Annotated in this window: 16 protein-coding genes; 1 reads left to right on the top strand and 15 read right to left on the bottom strand. The window is 35.3% G+C overall.

Going from position 1 to position 15,773, the window contains the following annotated elements; genetic code table 11:
* Nucleotides 1-54 precede the first annotated feature (54 nt).
* The 13 genes from cysD to FVB9532_RS00195 are packed head-to-tail and all read right to left on the bottom strand — an operon-like array spanning nucleotide 55 to nucleotide 12,739.
* Nucleotides 55-960, bottom strand: coding sequence for a sulfate adenylyltransferase subunit CysD (cysD, locus tag FVB9532_RS00135; protein ID WP_150543186.1), 906 nt, complete (start codon nucleotides 958-960; stop codon nucleotides 55-57).
* A complete protein-coding gene (gene cysC / locus FVB9532_RS00140) occupies nucleotides 953-1,558 on the bottom strand; it encodes an adenylyl-sulfate kinase (protein ID WP_150543187.1) in 606 nt (201 codons plus the stop codon). The genes cysD and cysC overlap by 8 nt, the downstream gene beginning before the upstream one ends.
* 32 nt (nucleotides 1,559-1,590) lie before the next feature.
* The gene (locus FVB9532_RS00145; RefSeq protein WP_150543188.1) at nucleotides 1,591-2,022 is read right to left on the bottom strand and encodes a DUF2061 domain-containing protein; all 432 of its coding nucleotides are present in this window, start codon (nucleotides 2,020-2,022) and stop codon (nucleotides 1,591-1,593) included.
* 17 nt (nucleotides 2,023-2,039) lie between these two features.
* A complete protein-coding gene (gene wecC, locus FVB9532_RS00150) occupies nucleotides 2,040-3,248 on the bottom strand; it encodes a UDP-N-acetyl-D-mannosamine dehydrogenase (protein WP_150543189.1) in 1,209 nt (402 codons plus the stop codon).
* 45 nt (nucleotides 3,249-3,293) lie between these two features.
* On the bottom strand, nucleotides 3,294-4,421 hold the full coding sequence (gene wecB, locus FVB9532_RS00155) for a non-hydrolyzing UDP-N-acetylglucosamine 2-epimerase (protein WP_150543190.1): 1,128 nt from the start codon (nucleotides 4,419-4,421) through the stop codon (nucleotides 3,294-3,296).
* The gene (gene rfbD, locus FVB9532_RS00160; protein ID WP_150543191.1) at nucleotides 4,422-5,273 is read right to left on the bottom strand and encodes a dTDP-4-dehydrorhamnose reductase; all 852 of its coding nucleotides are present in this window, start codon (nucleotides 5,271-5,273) and stop codon (nucleotides 4,422-4,424) included. It abuts the gene before it with no gap.
* Nucleotides 5,270-5,818 (bottom strand): dTDP-4-dehydrorhamnose 3,5-epimerase, encoded by a 549-nt coding sequence (gene rfbC, locus FVB9532_RS00165; RefSeq protein ID WP_150543192.1) that lies wholly within the window; start codon nucleotides 5,816-5,818, stop codon nucleotides 5,270-5,272. The genes rfbD and rfbC overlap by 4 nt, the downstream gene beginning before the upstream one ends.
* A 1-nt stretch (nucleotide 5,819) precedes the next feature.
* Nucleotides 5,820-6,671 carry a glucose-1-phosphate thymidylyltransferase RfbA gene (gene rfbA / locus FVB9532_RS00170; RefSeq protein ID WP_150543193.1) on the bottom strand — a complete coding sequence of 284 codons (852 nt, stop codon included), beginning with the start codon at nucleotides 6,669-6,671 and terminating at the stop codon, nucleotides 5,820-5,822.
* A gap of 16 nt (nucleotides 6,672-6,687) precedes the next feature.
* Nucleotides 6,688-7,698 (bottom strand): dTDP-glucose 4,6-dehydratase, encoded by a 1,011-nt coding sequence (gene rfbB, locus FVB9532_RS00175; RefSeq protein WP_150543194.1) that lies wholly within the window; start codon nucleotides 7,696-7,698, stop codon nucleotides 6,688-6,690.
* Nucleotides 7,699-8,673 (bottom strand): hypothetical protein, encoded by a 975-nt coding sequence (locus FVB9532_RS00180; RefSeq protein ID WP_150543195.1) that lies wholly within the window; start codon nucleotides 8,671-8,673, stop codon nucleotides 7,699-7,701.
* Complete coding sequence (locus FVB9532_RS00185; protein WP_150543196.1) at nucleotides 8,674-10,353, bottom strand: DUF6909 family protein; 1,680 nt, start codon at nucleotides 10,351-10,353, stop codon at nucleotides 8,674-8,676.
* A gap of 24 nt (nucleotides 10,354-10,377) precedes the next feature.
* Entirely contained in the window at nucleotides 10,378-11,871 is a 1,494-nt protein-coding gene (locus tag FVB9532_RS00190; RefSeq protein ID WP_150543197.1) for a GH3 auxin-responsive promoter family protein, read from the bottom strand.
* Between the two features lies 1 nt (nucleotide 11,872).
* Nucleotides 11,873-12,739 carry a M23 family metallopeptidase gene (locus FVB9532_RS00195; RefSeq protein ID WP_150543198.1) on the bottom strand — a complete coding sequence of 289 codons (867 nt, stop codon included), beginning with the start codon at nucleotides 12,737-12,739 and terminating at the stop codon, nucleotides 11,873-11,875.
* A 120-nt stretch (nucleotides 12,740-12,859) separates the two neighbouring features.
* On the opposite strand from FVB9532_RS00195, the gene FVB9532_RS00200 reads away from it, so the two are divergent.
* On the top strand, nucleotides 12,860-13,057 hold the full coding sequence (locus FVB9532_RS00200) for a twin-arginine translocase TatA/TatE family subunit (RefSeq protein ID WP_190324958.1): 198 nt from the start codon (nucleotides 12,860-12,862) through the stop codon (nucleotides 13,055-13,057).
* A gap of 69 nt (nucleotides 13,058-13,126) precedes the next feature.
* On the opposite strand, the gene FVB9532_RS00205 is transcribed toward FVB9532_RS00200, so the two are convergent.
* A complete protein-coding gene (locus tag FVB9532_RS00205) occupies nucleotides 13,127-14,107 on the bottom strand; it encodes a DUF4837 family protein (RefSeq protein ID WP_150543199.1) in 981 nt (326 codons plus the stop codon).
* Nucleotides 14,108-14,125: 18 nt separating this feature from the next.
* Nucleotides 14,126-15,742 carry a lytic transglycosylase domain-containing protein gene (locus FVB9532_RS00210; RefSeq protein WP_228482224.1) on the bottom strand — a complete coding sequence of 539 codons (1,617 nt, stop codon included), beginning with the start codon at nucleotides 15,740-15,742 and terminating at the stop codon, nucleotides 14,126-14,128.
* Between the last annotated feature and the right edge of the window lie 31 nt (nucleotides 15,743-15,773).

Below are 15,773 nucleotides of genomic sequence, written 5' to 3' on the forward strand. Positions count from 1 at the left end.
GAAAAACTTTATCAATTAATCATAATATATTCACAAAAGGAAAAAGGTGATTTTCTAGAAATAACCTTCTCTTTTTCTATCTTCCATTGCGGTTTCAGAACGTTTATCGTCAGAACGGTTACCTCGCTCGGTTTGGCGCATGGTCGAAACTTCTAAAGCTACTTTTTCTAAGGTATCGGCATCGCTTTCAATTCCACCGGTAATCGTAATATCTCCTAACGTTCTAAATCTTATTTTCTTAGTAACGATTTCTTCGTGCTCTTCTAGCTTTAAAAATTCGGAATTCGGAATCCAAGAACCATTTCTTTTGACTACTTCTCGTTCGTGTGCTAAATACAAGGAAGGAATTTCAATATTCTCTCGCTTAATGTAGTTCCACACATCCATCTCCGTCCAATTACTAATTGGAAATGCTCTAAAATGCTCTCCTTCAAAATGCTTTCCATTTAACAAATTCCAAAGTTCCGGACGTTGGTTCTTAGGATCCCATTGTCCAAAATCGTCACGGTGAGAAAAGAAACGCTCTTTTGCTCTTGCTTTTTCTTCATCTCGACGCCCACCGCCAATGGCACAATCTACTTTGTTTTCTTCTATAGCATCTAAAAGTGTAGTTATTTGTAATGCGTTACGGGTAGCGTTTTTTCCTTTTTCTTCTTGCACACGCCCTTTATCTATAGATTCTTGTACCGAACCTACGATTAGTCTTGCTCCTAGACTTTCAATTAAATCATCCCTAAATTGAATAGTTTCAGGGAAATTATGTCCGGTATCTACGTGCATTAAAGCAAATGGAACTTTACACGGGTAAAAAGCCTTCTTTGCCAAGTGGGTTACTAAAATGGAATCTTTCCCTCCGGAAAAAAGGATGACCGGATTTTGAAATTGAGCATAAACTTCTCGCAATATATAGATTGCTTCCGATTCTAATTCGTCTAAATAATTTAAATAGTATTTACTCATGACTTGGCAATTCTAATTTTGTTTTAATTTGATCCATAATAATTTGAATGGATTCTGCTATTGTTTGTTTTTCAGAATTTACAACTACATCAGGATTTTTAGGCTCTTCGTAAGGAGCACTAATTCCTGTAAAATTCTTGATTTCTCCATCTCTGGCTTTTTGATAAAGTCCCTTTACATCACGCTTTTCACAAGCTTCTACACTTGCTTTTACGTAAATTTCAATAAAGTTATCTTCTCCTACAATTTGCTTAATATTTTCTCGGTCTTTTTGTAATGGAGAAATGAAAGCCGCTAAGGTAACAACTCCTGCATCAATAAACAATTTTGCGGTTTCCGCAATTCTTCTCAGATTTTCTTTTCTTCCCTCTGGAGTAAAGTCTAAATCGGTATTCAAACCTCTTCTAATGTTGTCTCCATCCAACACATAAGTTCTTAAGCCATGCTCGTGTAAAGCTACTTCTACCTGATTGGCTAAAGTAGATTTACCTGAACCTGAAAGCCCTGTAAACCAAATTAATAAACTGTTATGTTTATTTTGTTGACGTCGCTCGTTTACTGTAATATTATAATTTTGCTGAATAACATTTTTATTCATTTTTTATATTTTTTTGAAGGTTCTACTTCTTCTTAATACGTAATTCCAAAATTGGTTTTGTACCATAAACGTTCGTGTAAGTAGTATAAAATCATTTTAGTTATTACTTCGGTAACTCCAATTTTTAAACCTATATAAGGATCCCCAGAGATTAACCAGCCTAGAAGAGTCGTATCTAAGGTTCCTATAATTCGCCAAGTAATAGTTTTGGCAATATGTCTTTTTCTACTGTTTAAAAGTTCTTTTTTCTTGTTAAGATCTGCCTTTGCCCAAACACGTTCGTGAAAGTAATACAGCACCGGTTTGGTGACTAACTCAGCAGTACCTAACATCATTCCGGTTTCAGAATTATCAATAACAGAGCCTAGTAAAATAGTATCTAACGTACCCAAAGTTCGCCAGGTGATTGCTTTAGCAATATGACGCTTCTGTGCTATTTTTACCTTTCTGTTTCTCCCTTCCATCAATCTCGATCAAAGAACTACTTACGAATTCCGCAGAAATCTAATACTACTTTCTCTTCTGAAATTTCTAAATCTTTGAACTCTTTATGCGCCACAAGGAATACCACAATATCGGCTTTTTCTGCAGCCTCTTGATAATCGGTAAGTTTAAAAACTTGATGGCTTTTTACATTCGGTTCAACAATATAGTAATCTTCATCTTGGGCATCTTGCAATACTTTTTGCACGATATACTTTGCCGGTGATTCACGTAAATCATCTATATTGGGTTTAAATGCCAAGCCCATTAAGGCAATGGCCGGTTTTCTTCCATGTTTTAATTGAAATTCATGCTTCCCTTTTTTAATCTGCTCTGCACACCAAAAGCTCTTATAATTATTGATTTCACGTGCCTTACCTATGATTTGTGATTCCATTGGAAACTCTGAAGTAATAAAATAGGGATCTACGGCAATACAATGACCGCCAACGCCACAACCGGGTTGTAAAATGTTTACACGTGGATGCTTATTGGCTAGTTTTATTAATTCCCATACGTTAATATCAGCTTTATCACAGATTAGGGAAAGTTCATTGGCAAAAGCTATTTGAACATCCCGAGAAGAGTTTTCGGTAAGCTTGCACATCTCTGCCGTTCGGGCATTCGTGGCGTGCAATTCACCTTTTACAAAATCTTTATAGAATGCGATTGCTTTTTGTGTCGAGGCTTCATCTACTCCGCCAATCACTCGGTCGTTATGCACCAGTTCGTGCATCACATTACCTGGTAAGACGCGCTCCGGACAATAGGCAATGTGAATTTTATTTTCTAATTCAGGCCTTTTCGAATAAATATAATTGCGCATTTTTTCGGTAGTCCCTACTGGTGAAGTTGACTCAATAATATATAAATCACCTTCTTTTAAATGCGGGATAATTTCTTTGGTAGCCGCTTCCACATAAGATATATCAGGCTCGTGGTTCCCTTTAAAGGGTGTTGGTACCACCACTAAATAGGTTGATGCCGCTTTTATTTTTGTTCCTGCTTTTAAGTAACCTTTTTCCACCGCTTGAGCTACTGCATCTTCCAAATCAGGCTCTATAATATGTATTTTCCCTTGGTTAATGGTTTCAACTACTTCTGGATTAATATCTACTCCAAATACTTCAATGCCATTACTGGCTATCAATGCGGAAGTGGGCAACCCTATATATCCTAAACCTACGGTGGTTACTTTTGGTATCATACATTTATTTGATTAAGCAATCTGCAAAAATACGATTTTCAACAACTACGCCTTAGCCTTCATAAAAGAAATTATGCGTTCACTCGCTTTACCATCACCATAAGGATTGTGTAGTCTACTCAAACTTTGATAATAGCTTTTATCGTCTACTAATTTCTGAGTTTCTGTAATTATTTTTTCTGTATTTGTTCCTACCAAAATTACGGTTCCTGCTTTTACTGCTTCAGGACGTTCAGTAATTTCTCGCATTACCAATACTGGTTTCCCCAAACTTGGCGCTTCTTCCTGAACTCCGCCACTATCGGTAATAATGAGATAAGATTTCTCCATCAACCAAACAAAAGCCGGGTAATTAAGCGGAGCTATAAGCTTTATATTTTCCACTTTTGAAAGTAAATCGTAGACCGGTTTTTGCACATTTGGGTTTAAATGTACCGGATATACCAATTGGCAGTCTGGATTCTTCTCTGCAATTTCTTTTAAGGCCTTGCAAATATTAATAAAACCTTCGCCGTGATTCTCTCGACGGTGGCCCGTCACCAATATTATTTTCTTTGAAATATCAACTTCTTTCTGAACACTTTCAATTTCTGTATCTGAATAGTTTTGCTGCTGAAGTTTATCTACACTAAATAACAAGGCGTCGATTACTGTATTACCGGTAACCTTGATATTTTCTTCTAAAATGGCTTCGTTGAGCAAATTCTCTCTTGATCTATCTGTCGGCGAAAAATGATAATCTGCCAACCTCCCGGCAATCGATCTATTAATTTCTTCCGGAAAAGGAGCTCGTTTATTAAAGGTGCGTAAGCCTGCTTCTACGTGGCAAACCTCAGCTCCACTATAAAAAGCAGCTAAAGCAGCAGCCATTGTCGTAGAGGTATCACCATGAACATATACATAATCGGGCTGAAAGCTTTCCAGCACCGGCTTCATATTTTCAATAATCCCAGCGGTTAACGAATAAAGATTTTGGTTGGGCTTCATTAAGTCCAGATCGTAATCGGGCGTAATCTCAAAAAAATCCAGTACCTGATCGAGCATTTCCCTGTGCTGAGCAGTAATACAGACCTTGGTTTCAAAAGCATCTTGATGATCCTCAAAAGCCTTCACCAAAGGAGCCATCTTTATAGCTTCAGGACGGGTGCCAAATACAATCAGGTTTTTCTTCATTTAAATACTTTTTTGTAATTCTGCTAAACTCTCTTGCCAAGTAGGAATCTTAAACCCTAAATCATTCTTCATTTTTTTTTTTGATAAAATGCTGTTTGAAGGACGTTTAGCTTGAGTTTTATATTCATTAGAGGCTATTAATTCAACCTTATCTAAATGGGTAGCATTAGTAAATATGCTTTTAGCAAAATCATACCAAGTAGCTTGCCCCTCATTACTGAAATGATAAATACCGTAGGCTGTTTTTTCTTTTGAAATAATCTGAAGCACTCCCTCTGCTAAATCGTTCGCATTGGTAGGTGTTCCTTTTTGTTCGGTAGTTATTTTTAAGACACAATTTTCTTCATTTGCTTTTCGAAGCATCGTATTGAAGAAATTATGTCCAAATTCTGAATATAACCAAGAGGTACGTAAAATAAAATATTCTGCTAAAGTTTGCTGAATATATTCTTCGCCTTTTAATTTGGACGCTCCGTAAACATTAATGGGATTTACTTTATCTTCTTCCACATAAGCCGAAGGTTTCTCTCCGTCAAAAACATAATCGGTACTAATATGAATGAGTTTCACTCCATTAGAAGAACATGCTTCGGCAATATTTTTTGCACCTTTAGCATTCACTAAAAAGGCTTTCTCTTTTTCTATTTCGGCTTTTTCAACATTGGTGTACGCCGCACAATTAATACACCACTCGTAATTTCCATCTTTAAAAATTTCATTTACTTTTTCTGAATTGGTAATATCTAATTCAGCAGAAGAAAAAAATTGCAGTTTTAATTCTGGAAACTTAGCAGATTGCTTTTTAAGACACTGTCCTAACTGTCCGTTTGCTCCGGTAACTAGGGTTTTCATGAGTTGGTAAATTCTTTAAAGCTTGGCAACTCTTTATCTTTTTCTGAAAGGATTAATTGTTCTTTTGGAAGATGCCAATCAATGTCTAATTGCTCGTCATTATAAATAATTCCCGCTTCAGATTCTTTGTTATAATAATTATCACATTTATAAGCGAAAATTGTTTCCTCTGAGAGGGTGATAAATGCATGGCCAAAACCTCTGGGTATAAATAATTGGAAATTGTTTTGTTCGTTTAAAATAACGCTAAAAGTTTCTCCAAAGGTATCTGAATCTTCCCGAAGATCTACCACGACATCCATCACTTCTCCTTTAACGACACGCACTAATTTTGCTTGCGCATGTTCTCCTGTTTGTAAATGAAAGCCTCTTAAGGTTCCTTTTTTAGAAATAGACTGATTATCCTGAACAAAATTTACTTGTAAACCGGTTTCTTTCTGGAAAGTTTCTTCATTAAAGCTTTCAAAAAAAGTTCCCCGATTATCCTCAAAAATTCGAGGTTTTATAATTAAGCAGTCTTTTAAAGGTGTTTTTTTTATCTGCATCTTAGTATTGTAAATTTTTAGCGTAACCACTTTTTAAAAGTGATTTTACTTGCTTTTTCATTTCTTCTTTGGTGATGTAACCCATTTTATAAGCTACTTCTTCTATAGCACCTACTTTTAAGCCTTGACGTTCTTCAATGGCTTCTACAAAATTAGATGCTTGCATTAACGACTTAAAAGTGCCTGTGTCTAACCAAGCTGTTCCTTTATCGAGAATGCTTACGCTTAATTTTCCTTTTGTAAGGTAAGCGTTATTCACATCGGTGATTTCTAATTCTCCGCGATCACTGGGCTTTATATTTTTAGCGATTTCAACTACTTCATTATCGTAAAAATAAATACCGGGAACGGCATACCTGGATTTAGGCTTTTTTGGTTTTTCTTCAATAGAAATGGCTTTACCGTTTTCATCAAACTCTACCACTCCATAGCGTTCAGGATCATGAACGTGATAAGCATAAATAACTCCTCCATCAGGATCATTATTGCTTTGCAAAAGTTCGTCCAATCCCGATCCGTAAAAAATATTATCTCCTAAAATTAGAGCTACTTTATCATCACCAATAAAATCTTCTCCAATAATAAAGGCTTCTGCCAAACCATTTGGGTTTTCTTGAATAGCATATTGAAAATTACAGCCTAAATTTTTACCATTCCCCAATAATTGTTCAAAAAGGGGTAAATCTTTAGCCGTAGAAATAATAAGAATATCTTTAATTCCTGCTGACATTAAGGTTGAAAGCGGATAATAAATCATAGGTTTATCATACACCGGCATGAGTTGTTTACTTACCGCAATAGTAAGCGGATGTAACCTTGTACCTGAACCTCCTGCGAGAATGATACCTTTCATAACAATTCTGTTTGGGTTAGTTAGTGTATTTTTCCAAATACCATTGAATGGTTTTCTTTATACCGGTCTCAAAGGTTTCTTCTGCTTTCCAACCTAAGTTATCTTCAATTTTCGAAGCATCAATAGCATACCTAAAGTCATGACCAGGGCGATCTTTTACAAACGTAATTAATTCACTATAGCTTTTGCGGTTAGAACGAGGTTTTTCTTCATCTAAAATCGTACAAATCTTTTCTGCTATATACAGGTTTTTACGTTCGTTTCGTCCTCCAATATTATAAGTTTCTCCTAATTTTCCTTTCGCAACGGCTAATTCAATTCCTTTACAGTGATCTAAAACATATAGCCAATCACGAATGTTAGTTCCTTTACCATAAATAGGAATGTTTTCTTCTCGAATAGCCTTTCTAATAATGGTCGGAATTAATTTTTCGTCATGCTGATGTGGACCGTAATTATTAGAACAGTTAGTAGTGACTACCGGCATTCCATAGGTATGAAAATAACTTCTTACCAGCATATCTGAAGAAGCTTTTGAAGCACTATAGGGACTGTTAGGGGCATACGGAGTTTCTTCTGTAAATAGCCCTTCATCTCCTAATGTACCATAAACCTCATCTGTAGAAACGTGTAAAAAGCGAGCCTTTTTAAATTCATCTTTCATTTGAAAAGGTTCCTTCATCCAAAGTTTATAGGCTGTTTGTAGAAGATTGAAAGTTCCATTGATATTGGTTTCAATAAAAGCTGAAGGGTCCGAAATAGAATTATCCACGTGAGATTCTGCCGCAAAATGAACTACTTGATCAAACTCATATTTTGCGAATAAATCCTGAATAAACTTTAAGTCGCAAATATCGCCTTCTACAAATGTATAATTTCCTGCTTTTGGATTTTCTATATTAGTTAAATCACCGGCATAAGTAAGTTTATCTAAGTTAATAATATGGCTTTCTCCTTTTTTAACTTGATAATTGATATAGTTACTTCCTATAAATCCTGCCCCTCCGGTTACTAAAATTTTTTTCATTTACCGATCCAATTTTTTTGCTTTTTGAACAACTCTTACAAAAATGATTAACCCAAAATAAGCAAGTACTAATAAGAATGGAATTAGGATGATTTTATAAGAAGTGATGCTCTTTTCTTCAATTTCAGAAGGATACCCTAAATCTACTAATCTAAAAAGCTCTTCATTGGCAACTTTCTTTTTATACAATCCATCTAACTCTTCCACTACACTTCTCCTATTTCCAATCATTACTCCTAAATCTAGAGCACTATTGGTATTGTAAATCGTAGATGAGTTTAATGGTGTATTCTTTAAACTATTGGAATAATTAACCATTAACGAATCCATTTGTGAAATCAAGGATTCATCTGCTTTAATAAGAAAATCTATTTTCTTAGAATTAAGAGCATAAACTTTTCTATAATAATCATTGTCTCGTAATATTTCTATCACATTTTTTAGAAGTTTTCTTGAGTCCAGATCATGAGGATGATACAAGATAATTTCATAAAATCTAGATATCTTTTTCATCAATCCTTCTTTTTCTTCCTTCTCTAAAAAGTCTGACTCATTTAATAACTCTAAATAATTTTCCTCTTCCCTTGTTAACTCATCTAAATCTATAATAGGTTTTACAGCTAAAGATATAGATGCCTTTGTACCTTCTAAACCTAACTTTTCTATAGTTGCTTTATCTTTTATTTTCAATTTATATTGAAGCTCCTTCACCGACTTAAAAAGGTATTCTGCACTACCAAAATCTGAAGCTACAATCATTTCGGTTTTTACTACATTAGAAGCTTTCTTCTGCAGAAAATATCCTGCTACAGCTCCAATAATGATAAGGATAATAAGCACAATGGCATTTCTCAATAAAAAACCTATAAACCTCAACAAAAGGTTGCCTAGCTTTTCAAAACCTTTTTTAACAAGCCTAAACAGATCACCAATATCTATTTCTTCATTATTTTTATTTCTAGAATTCTCGTTCATTTAACTTGTAAGTATTTGTTCTAAAATTTTCTCGGTAATTAGATAAGTGGGCTTCACACCTGTAGTTCCTAAGCCACCTGATGCTAAAGTACTCCCGGTTTCTAGCGGATTATCACTGGCATAATAAGCATACCTAACTTTCACTTTAGGTTTAATATTTCCGCGTAGTTTAGCCGCGGCTTGTATGGCTTTTTGGTAATGCGCTCCTTCCATTTCCAGCCCGATTACATTCCAAGTAGAATCATGGAAAAAGGCGAGAATATCTTTATTCTGAAGTGATGTTCCCAAGACGGTAATCATCGCGCCTTCATAAATATCGATTCCGTTTCCTTCCAAGTCTTTTTTCTTGAGTTTATTTTTGAAAGGGTAATTATCTGCAGTTCCTTCAAATAAATGGGCAGAAGGAATCATAATATCTCCTTTTTTTCCTTCTAAAATTCCGGCTTTACCCATAATGGAAATCGATTCTACACCTAGATGAAATTGCTTTTCGCCAAGTTGAAACGGTTTTAATAACTCATCCATCGTTTCATAAGCTTGCTCTCCAAAAGCATAATCCATCACGATAATGACAGGATCGGTTTCATCTTGATTCACTTTAAAGTTTTCATAAGAATGATTAATCTTGGAAGTATCAAAAACCTGAACGTTTATATTGGCGCCACTTTTATCTTCAATGTAAAACATACCATTATCCAAGGCTGTTTTAGTGACCTTTTGACGGAGCTTTATATTAGCGCTATTGCTCAAATCTTCATAAATAGCATTAATCGGTTTCTTTTTCAACTCTGTTTTTAGAGCTAGCGGAGCGTAAAGCGTATTCATCACACTATGCATATTGGCGCTAATGATATGAATAGGCCTTTGTAACAATCCGTTTTCAGAAAGGGTTTGTTTGATTTTATTAGCCCAAACCTCTCCATGAAGGTGATGCCCTAAACGTTCCCTTAGCACTGGGCTAAAGGTAACAATCCGTTTATTATTGGTAATCGCTTCATCAATAGCCAACTTTCCTAAGTTGTAAACGATATGTAAAAACCGATCAGGATTTTCTGAAGTGGCAAATAATGGATGCACCCGAGAAATCTCGTTAAATGTTCTTCCTAAAATATTAGCAGTATGCGTTAAAGCAACTTCCCGTTCTATCTGAGAAAGTTCTTTTTGTTGAACCGCTTTTTGCAGCTTTTCCCAGTCTCTGTTTACGTTTCCTTCTTCATCAATAATTACTCTTCTCATGATTTTATGAGATTCAATAAAAAGAAAAGTAAGGTGAGTAAGAATGTCATAAATTTCAGACCGTCCCCGAGTAATTTCAATATTCATTTGCTCTTCGTCTATGCGATAGCAATTTCTTCTTCTTTTAGGCGGAACAATAGGTGTAAAATGAGAATTCCCGTAACCTTCGTCACTGGTGAGGTTAATAAAGCGGCATTCTTCTATTCCTATGGGTAAGCGGTCTATTACATAGAGTAAACCATTTAATTCTAATTTATCTTCTGCAACAGATCCATATATTTCCGGTCTTAGAATTAATAATGCTTCCCGTAAGGTTTCACCGGAAACACCCATGGGCTTATAAAAACCACGATTAAAAAGATGTCGCATAGTGATATACATTCTTTCTATCGCATTAGAGCTTTCTTGTGCTCTTGTTCTTCCTCTGTCTGTAAAATTACTCATCAAACGCTAAATATATAGATTTTTTTATTTCTGAAACTTTTCAAGCTCATTAGCTATTTTTCTATCGTTGGCTAAACGGGGTATTTTATTCTGTCCTCCCAATTTTCCTATAGATTTCATATAATTTTGAAAACCTCCTCTTTCAATAGAAGTAATCACCAAAGGTTTTAAAATTTTCCCTTCTATCAAATCTTTATAATAACTATTTTGTTGCTGAAGGTTTTTATCGATTTCTGCGGCAAAATTTTCTAAAGATTCCGGTTGTTTTTCAAACTCTACAAACCATTCATGATAAGGAAGTCCTTCTGTGGTATTGGTTTGCGGGGCTACGGTAAATTCAGCAATTTCTACATTCAACTTTTTAGCTGCTTCACTCAAAGAAACTTCTACTTCTTTGGCAATAACGTGTTCTCCAAAGGCGGATGTAAAATGCTTAATCCTTCCAGAAACAAGTACTCGATAAGGTTGGGTTGAGGTAAACATAACAGTATCTCCCAAATTATAGGCCCAAAGTCCGGCATTGGTAGAAATGATCATGACATAGTTCACTTCTGTTTCTACTTCAGCAATTGTAAGGCGTTTCGGATTTTCGTTAAAAAATTCATCGGCTTTTACGAATTCATAAAAGATACCGGCATCCAACCTGAGCAACATTCCTTTTTCATTTTGTTGATCCTGAAAAGCAAAAAAACCTTCGGAAGCGGGGAAAAGTTCAATACTAGAGACTTTTCTCCCTATCAAGCTTTCAAACTTTGCTCGGTAAGGTTCAAAGTTGACCCCTCCGTAAATAAATAAGTTAAATTCAGGAAAAACCTCTCCGATCTTTTTTCCGGTTTTTGCGTAAATTCTTTCAAAATACATTTGTACCCAAGACGGAATTCCGCTAATGACCGTCATATTCTCGGCTAGGGTTTCCTCAATAATAGCTTCTACTTTATCTTCCCAATCTTCGATGCAATTGGTATCCCAACTGGGCAAACGGTTTTTCTGTAAATAGGAAGGTACAAAATGTGCTACAATACCTGATAGGCGACCAAGTTTAACTCCGTTTTTATTATCCAATTGAGGACTTCCTTGTAAAAAAATCATTTTACCGTCTACAAAATCTGCCCTTCCGGTTTCTTCAATGTAATTGAGAATCGCATTTCTGGCTCCATTAATATGCGTAGGCATGGATTCTTTGGTTAACGGAATGTATTTAGCCCCACTCGTAGTTCCTGAAGTTTTTGCAAAATATAAAGGTTTCCCCGGCCAAAGTACATTTTCTTTCCCTTCGACTACTTGATTCACGTAGGGTTTTAATTCTTCATAATCACGAATGGGAACTCTCTTTACAAAATCTTCATGGGTTTTGATGTGTTGAAAATGGTGGTCGCTTCCAAACTGAGTGTCTTTCGCGCTTTTTAGTAATTGCTGAAATACTTTTTGCTGTGTTTCCACAGGCTTTTTAGCCCAACTATTTAGTTGATGTTTGACCACCTTGGCAAATATTTTAGCCGCAAAAGATTTGATACTCATATTATTGAAATTCTAAAAAATCGGTTGGGTTCACAGGATGGCCATTGCTCCATAATTCAAAATGCAAATGAGGCCCGGTTGTTAATTCTCCGGTAGAACCTACGGTGGCAATTACTTCACCTTTCTTTACCAATTCTCCTTGCTCTTTAGCTAAGGAAGCATTGTGCTTGTATACAGAAATTAATCCGTAGCGATGTTCTATAATGATCACGTAGCCGGTTTCTGAAGTCCATTCAGAAAAAATCACGGTACCATCTGCCGTGGCTTTTACAGGCGTATTTTTAGGCGTAACAATATCTACGGCATAATGTTTTTCTTTCAAATTATATTCAGATGTAATTTCTCCCTTTACCGGAGGAAACAATTTGAAATCTGTTCTATCTACCGCAGCATCAATTACATTGTATTTATCTTCTTGCTCTACTTCTTTTCGTAAAATAGAATCGGTTTTAGAAGGTTGTAAAATAGCTGGGTTGATGGTTTCTCTATTGGTAATTACTGAATCTTTATTAAATTCTTCTGAAGAAATTTTCCCTGTGAGCACATTTCTAATAGATGCATAATACTGATTTTGTTTATGGATTACATTTTGCAAGGAATCTGTTTTCAGCATTAATTGGGTGGCCGTACTTTTTAAACGTGCAGACGAATAGCCTGGAATATATTCTCTCAATGGAGTGAAGGCAATAAGCAAAGTGGTTAAGATAATTAACACCAATGCAGAAATTCCGGTTGCCACAAAAACATTTAGACGAGTGAGTTTGAAAGCAAACCTCTCTTCAAAGGTATCTTCGTTTAAAACTACTAAACGATACTTATGAAGTAGCTTTTTTGCTAACTTTTTTTCTTTTTTCTTCTTTTTGGCCATTCGCAACAATTACTAGTACAAATATAGAATAATCTATTATTGTAGATTGATTTATTACAATGTTAACGCAAGGTTTAAATATTAATTATTAAGTTTGTAGCCTATTAAAACAACAAAATTATGTCATTAGGTATTTTTTTAGTAATTGGAGCATGGCAGTACATCATTATTGGTGTAGTGATTTTACTTTTATTTGGAGGAAAGAAAATTCCTGAACTAATGAAAGGTTTAGGAAGTGGAATAAAAGAATTTAAGGATGCTTCCAAGGAAGATGAAGAACCAACGACTAACAAAAAAGTGGAAGACAATAAACAGTAATTGTTTATATTTTTCAATAAAAAATCCGATAATTTTAAATTATCGGATTTTTTTATGCTTTATTTTTTCTTAGTCAATTTTAGCTGACTTCAAAATAGACTCCAGCTCAAACATATGATCCCGTTTGGTATTGGAAGGTCTAAATACAAAACCTTCTAAAATCACATAGCGATTGTTCTTTTCATCCCTTACTGCATAGTTAATGAACGGTCCGGCCATAAAAGCTCCTTTTACTTCCCAAGTCCCTTTAGTTTCGTAAGCAAATTTTCCATCAATTTCTGTTTCAAATAAATAAGGGGCATAAGCTTCTTCGGTAATCATAAAAGTTCCTTCGTTAGGACCTGGAATATATTGCTTCCCAATGGAATCACGCATTTTAATGATATTTCCAATTACATTGGTATCACTATCGATAGCTTTTAAGGGCACTTCGTACACTAAAATTTCCATGCTTCCGTGTGGAATATCTTTTCTAATCCAGAAAAAATTATTTTCGTTTTTGGCATAACGATACGCTGTGGGAAACTTCATTTTTACTCCTAAAGACTCTTTAAGCTTTTCATCATCTTTTAACGATTTCCCAATACGCCGTTGCTGTTCGGTGATTTCTGTATTTTTTAAAGTAGAAATGATCTTATCGATATTGTCGTTAATAAGTTTATTAATTCCGCTTTCCGTAGGTGCCATAACGTAAATTCCTGTTTGTGGCCTGGCAAAAGAATCTTTCACGATTTTTAGCTGAGGTTCGTTGGCTTCTTTTACATAAAGAAAAGTACGGTTCCTGGTTACAAAGCCATCAAAAGCTTTGGGAGGAATTTGGTTCAGCGAAAACAGCGGTTCTTGCTGTGGTAAACCATCTACGGGAGCAGCAAGTTTTTTACGTATGTTTTCCCCTACATTGCCTTCCCAAAGGGTATTGCTTATCACTACAGAAAGATTATTTAACCTCCCATTAGATTCAACTACAACTCTTTCATTTTTACCATTTCCAGAATCTTTACAAGCAGCTAAAATTGCTATGGTAAGGAATAGAACAGCTAATTTTTTCATCGTTTTAATTTTAGTTAGTTACCCGTTGGAAACTTTAAGCTTCATTCCCGGTTTTAATTTATTCCCACGAATATCATTCCACTTTTGAATATTTTGCACTGTAACTCCCGGAAATTTTCTGGAGATGCTCCATAAAGAATCTCCTTGTCTAACGGTATAGTATTGTTCTGAAGATTTTCTAGCTTCTTGCTTTTTATCGCTTCCTTTAGGTTTTTGAATTTGAACCGGATTACTTGCCACTGGTTTTCTAGGGTAAATGGTTAAATATTGTCCTACTCGAATATTATTGCTTCGTAAATGATTCCAGCCTCTAATTTTACTTACCCCAACGCCATAACGTTCAGCGATTTTACCTAAATAATCTCCCGGTCTTACCCGATACCTTATTTTATCGTCAGCTTCATAATATTTAGGAAGTACTTGTTTATTGGCAAGAATAGCTTCTTCAGCATAATTGTAAATCAGGTTTTCATTAGCTACGAAAATTCCAGTTTCCACTAAAGGTAAACGGATATAGTATTCTTCATCCTTAATAAACGGAATAATATTCAGTTTATAACTGGGGTTTAAAAACTCCAGCAATTCTTCATCTATATTGGTTACTCGGGTAATTTGATCAAATTTAATTAACTGTTTTACCTTGATGGTATCGGTTTCAAAATAAGTGATCTCCGGTTGATAGGGTTGGTAACCGTGTTCCTTTGCGTATTCAAATAAATACATCGTTGCTAAAAAAGCCGGAACATAGCCTGCGGTTTCCCGAGGTAAATGCCTTCTTAATTCCCAATAATCGGTTTTACCTCCGCTTCTGCGAATAGCCTTCGAAACATTTCCCGGTCCTGAATTATAGGAGGCCAAGACTAAATCCCAATCGCCAAAACTATCGTAAAGGTTAGAAAGGTATTTACAAGCAGCTTCAGTAGCTAATACAGGATCCATACGTTCATCTACGTAGCTACTTACATCTAAGCCGTGCATTTTTCCGGTAGCGAACATAAATTGCCAAAGTCCCGTAGCTCCTACTCTTGATTTTGCCCGCGGATTTAAAGCAGACTCTACAATCGCTAAATATTTAATTTCTAAAGGAATATCGTATTTGTCGAGCTTTTCTTCAAACATCGGGAAGTAATAATAGCTTAACGACATTAGCCGTTCCATCACTTCTTTATCCCGTCTTAAATAGTATTGAATTACACTTTCTAAAGATTCATTGTAAGTAACGTTAAATGGAGTTTTAGCATTAAGTTTTGCTAACCTTGCTTTTAATGTATCGGTAGGAATTGACTTATGAACGGTATCGTTGTACGGAGTGTTTTTAATGGTTTCCTGCATTTCTGCATAAAGCTGGGAATCTAATAATGTATTTTGCCAAATAGAATCGATTAATGCAGGTTGATGGTAATCCCGTAAACCAAATAAAACTTCTTCGTTCACTAAGGTCGAAGAAGGAGAAAAAGCAGTAAATTGAGCTTCGATAACTTTATCAAAACCAGAGGTTTGAACCGCTTTTTGAGTATAATCTATTTCTTCTTGTGTTTTTTGAATTTCAATAGAATCAACTTTTTGAGTGGGGGTTTGTGAAAAACCCAATCCGGAACAAAAAACCATTCCCAATACAACATTCTTTATCTTCATATACGTTCTTTCTCTATTTTAATGGATATAA

This window comes from Mesonia oceanica, from assembly GCF_902499555.1.
Classification (GTDB): Bacteria; Bacteroidota; Bacteroidia; order Flavobacteriales; family Flavobacteriaceae; genus Mesonia; species Mesonia oceanica.

Coding starts and splice junctions, on each gene's coding strand:
- FVB9532_RS00195 (WP_150543198.1), bottom strand. CDS start 12,739: ATGGCCAAAAAGAAGAAAAAAGAAAAAAAGTTAGCAAAAAAGCTACTT.
- FVB9532_RS00190 (WP_150543197.1), bottom strand. CDS start 11,871: ATGAGTATCAAATCTTTTGCGGCTAAAATATTTGCCAAGGTGGTCAAA.
- rfbD (WP_150543191.1), bottom strand. CDS start 5,273: ATGAAAACCCTAGTTACCGGAGCAAACGGACAGTTAGGACAGTGTCTT.
- FVB9532_RS00185 (WP_150543196.1), bottom strand. CDS start 10,353: ATGAGTAATTTTACAGACAGAGGAAGAACAAGAGCACAAGAAAGCTCT.
- FVB9532_RS00145 (WP_150543188.1), bottom strand. CDS start 2,022: ATGGAAGGGAGAAACAGAAAGGTAAAAATAGCACAGAAGCGTCATATT.
- cysD (WP_150543186.1), bottom strand. CDS start 960: ATGAGTAAATACTATTTAAATTATTTAGACGAATTAGAATCGGAAGCA.
- FVB9532_RS00210 (WP_228482224.1), bottom strand. CDS start 15,742: ATGAAGATAAAGAATGTTGTATTGGGAATGGTTTTTTGTTCCGGATTG.
- rfbA (WP_150543193.1), bottom strand. CDS start 6,671: ATGAAAGGTATCATTCTCGCAGGAGGTTCAGGTACAAGGTTACATCCG.
- rfbB (WP_150543194.1), bottom strand. CDS start 7,698: ATGAAAAAAATTTTAGTAACCGGAGGGGCAGGATTTATAGGAAGTAAC.
- rfbC (WP_150543192.1), bottom strand. CDS start 5,818: ATGCAGATAAAAAAAACACCTTTAAAAGACTGCTTAATTATAAAACCT.
- FVB9532_RS00180 (WP_150543195.1), bottom strand. CDS start 8,673: ATGAACGAGAATTCTAGAAATAAAAATAATGAAGAAATAGATATTGGT.
- wecB (WP_150543190.1), bottom strand. CDS start 4,421: ATGAAGAAAAACCTGATTGTATTTGGCACCCGTCCTGAAGCTATAAAG.
- FVB9532_RS00205 (WP_150543199.1), bottom strand. CDS start 14,107: ATGAAAAAATTAGCTGTTCTATTCCTTACCATAGCAATTTTAGCTGCT.
- cysC (WP_150543187.1), bottom strand. CDS start 1,558: ATGAATAAAAATGTTATTCAGCAAAATTATAATATTACAGTAAACGAG.
- wecC (WP_150543189.1), bottom strand. CDS start 3,248: ATGATACCAAAAGTAACCACCGTAGGTTTAGGATATATAGGGTTGCCC.
- FVB9532_RS00200 (WP_190324958.1), top strand. CDS start 12,860: ATGTCATTAGGTATTTTTTTAGTAATTGGAGCATGGCAGTACATCATT.